At 75.3% G+C, this 2267-nt stretch carries 3 protein-coding genes; 2 read left to right on the top strand and 1 reads right to left on the bottom strand.

The genetic code is table 11. The features are described 5' to 3' along the window. Nucleotides 1-229, top strand: a 229-nt coding sequence (locus tag H5J30_RS28220; protein WP_220189456.1) for a Clp protease N-terminal domain-containing protein, incomplete at its 5' end; no start/stop codon positions are given. Nucleotides 230-387: 158 nt separating this feature from the next. Here H5J30_RS28220 and H5J30_RS28215 read toward each other — a convergent pair. After that, the gene (locus H5J30_RS28215) at nt 388-1425 is read right to left on the bottom strand and encodes an SDR family NAD(P)-dependent oxidoreductase (protein ID WP_309505651.1); all 1038 of its coding nucleotides are present in this window, start codon (nt 1423-1425) and stop codon (nt 388-390) included. An 81-nt stretch (nt 1426-1506) separates the two neighbouring features. Here H5J30_RS28215 and H5J30_RS28210 point away from each other — a divergent pair. Next, nucleotides 1507-2267, top strand: a 761-nt coding sequence (locus H5J30_RS28210; RefSeq protein WP_181790115.1) for a sensor histidine kinase, incomplete at its 3' end; no start/stop codon positions are given.

Here is a 2267-nt window from a genome sequence, read left to right as displayed (position 1 = left end):
GCGGCGGGGGTGGCGGCGGGGGCGTACCCGGTTCGACGCCGACGCCAAGGCCGTACTGGAACGCTCCCTCAGGATCGCCCTGGGGCGCGGCGACAAGGCCATCGGCGACCAGCACATCCTGCTCGCCCTCGCCGCCACCCCCGGCATCCCGGCCGAGGCCCTGGCCGACCACGGCGCCACGTACGCCGCCATCGAGGCCGCCCTGCCCGCGGTGCAGCGGGCGGGGTGAGGCGGGCGCTCGTTGCCCTTTGCGCCACCGGCGGGGCGGGCCCGCCGATCCGCGGTCATCGCCTCGCGGGGGCACGGGCCCTCCGGGGGCACAGGCCCGCAGGCGGCGTTACCTGCCCCTTCGGGTCACAGGCCCTTCCGGCTCACAGGCCCTTCGGGTTACAGGCCCGACAACTGCCCGCCGTCCACCACCACCGTCGTACCCGTCTGGAATCGCATGTCGTCCGACGCCAGGCCCAGCGCCGCCGACGCCATCTCCTCCGGCGTCGCCATCCGCTTGAAGGCGTCGATCCCCAGCCGGCCGAACTCCGCCTTCCGCGCCGCCCACTGCTCGTCGGTGTCACCCGGCGGCCGGTGCACGTCCAGCATCGGCGTGTCCGTCATCCCAGGCGCCAGGGCCACCACGCGGATGCCGTGCGTGCCGTTCTCGATCGCCGCCGCCTGCACCAGGCCCTGCACGCTGTTCTTGCTCGCCGTGTACGAGCCGAGGCCGGGCCGCGTCCCGTACTGGTTGGACGAGCCCGTGACGAGGATGACGCCGCCCCCGCCCGCCCGCATGAGCGGGATCTCGTACTTCATCGCCAGGAAGACGCCGCGCGTGTTGGTGAGCGTCACGTCGTCCCAGTCCGCCACCGAGACCTCGTGCAGGTCGGTGAACGGCTTCTGGATCCCCGCGTTGTTGAGCGCGATGTCGGGGCCGCCGTACTTCCGCGCCACCGCCTCGACGAACCCCCGCACCTCCTCCGGCCGGCGCACGTCGGCCCTGATGTACGTCGCCTCCCCGCCCGCCTTGCGGATCAGCCGCTCGACGTCCTGGCCCAGGTTGCGGCGCCGCCCGCAGAACCCCACCCGCGCGCCCTCCGCGGCGAACGCGATCGCCGCCGCCCGCCCGATGCCGGTCGTGGCGCCGGTGACGAGGACCGTCTTCCCCGCATACCTGCCCCCCTTCCCGCGCTGCCCGCCCTGCCCGTCCTTCCCATCCGTCCCGCGCTCCTGCGCCGACGCCGTCCGCGCACCGGCTCCGAGGCCCACCCCCGCCGCGGCCATCGCCGCTGCCGCCCCGCCCAGTACGTGCCGCCGTCCCACCGACCCGCTGCTGCCGTCCTGCATGTGCTGTCCCTCCTCGACCTGCGGTACGGCTCCACCCTCCGGCCCGTACACCGGGCGCCGCATCCGCCGCCCGGCGGCGGCGCGCACCGACCAACGGCGGTGGCGCGCCGCGCCGACCCCCGACTTTCGTCGAATGCGCGTGTCGGTGGGGCTGTTTACGATGCCGGTATGTCCACCGCCGAACGGCCCGTGCGCCGCGCACTGCTGACGCCGACGCAGCTCCGGCTGCTGCTGGCGGCCGGGTTCGCCTTCGTCGTCGTCAAGTCGGTGCGGGCGGCGCTGACCGAGCAGGCGGGCCTCGTCACGTCCCCGGCGGCGAGCGCCGCCGTCGCCGCCGCGCTGTGCGCGGTGCTGCCGCTGTGCCGCCGGATGCCGGTGGCGGTGGCGGCGGTGACGGGCGCGGGGTTCCTGCTGGAGAGCCAGCTCTGGCCGGTGTTCATCGCGCTGTACGCGGTCACGGTGTGGCGGTCGCGGGCCGTCGCCGTCGCGCTGACCGGCGCCGTGTTCGTACCGGCCGCCTTCGGCCCGTACCGCGAGCTGGTGAACATGCCGCAGGTCATGCTGTTCCCCTGCGCGGTGCTCGCCGTGCCGCTGGCCGTCGGCCTGGCCGCGCGCAGCCAGCGGGACCTGACCGGCTCGCTCGCGCGGCAGCTGGAGCACCTGGAGGCGGCGAACCGGCTGCGCGACGAGCAGGTGCGGATGGCGGAACGCGCGCGCATCGCCCGCGAGATGCACGACGTGCTCGCCCACCGCCTCAGCCTGCTCGTCCTGCACACCGGCGTGCTCCAGCGCCGCGGCGAGGCCGTCCCCGAGCCCGTACGCGAACGCCTCGACCTCCTCCGTACGACGAGCGCGCACGCCCTGGACGACCTGCGGGACCTGCTGGGCGCCCTGCGCGACCACGAAGGCCCGGTCCCGCTGGCCCCCAC

The sequence above is a fragment of the Streptomyces phytophilus genome (assembly GCF_013870535.1).
Taxonomy (GTDB): Bacteria; Actinomycetota; Actinomycetes; order Streptomycetales; family Streptomycetaceae; genus Streptomyces; species Streptomyces phytophilus.
The sequence above is the reverse complement of the archived record's forward strand: the minus strand, read 5'-3'. Positions and strand labels throughout refer to the sequence as shown.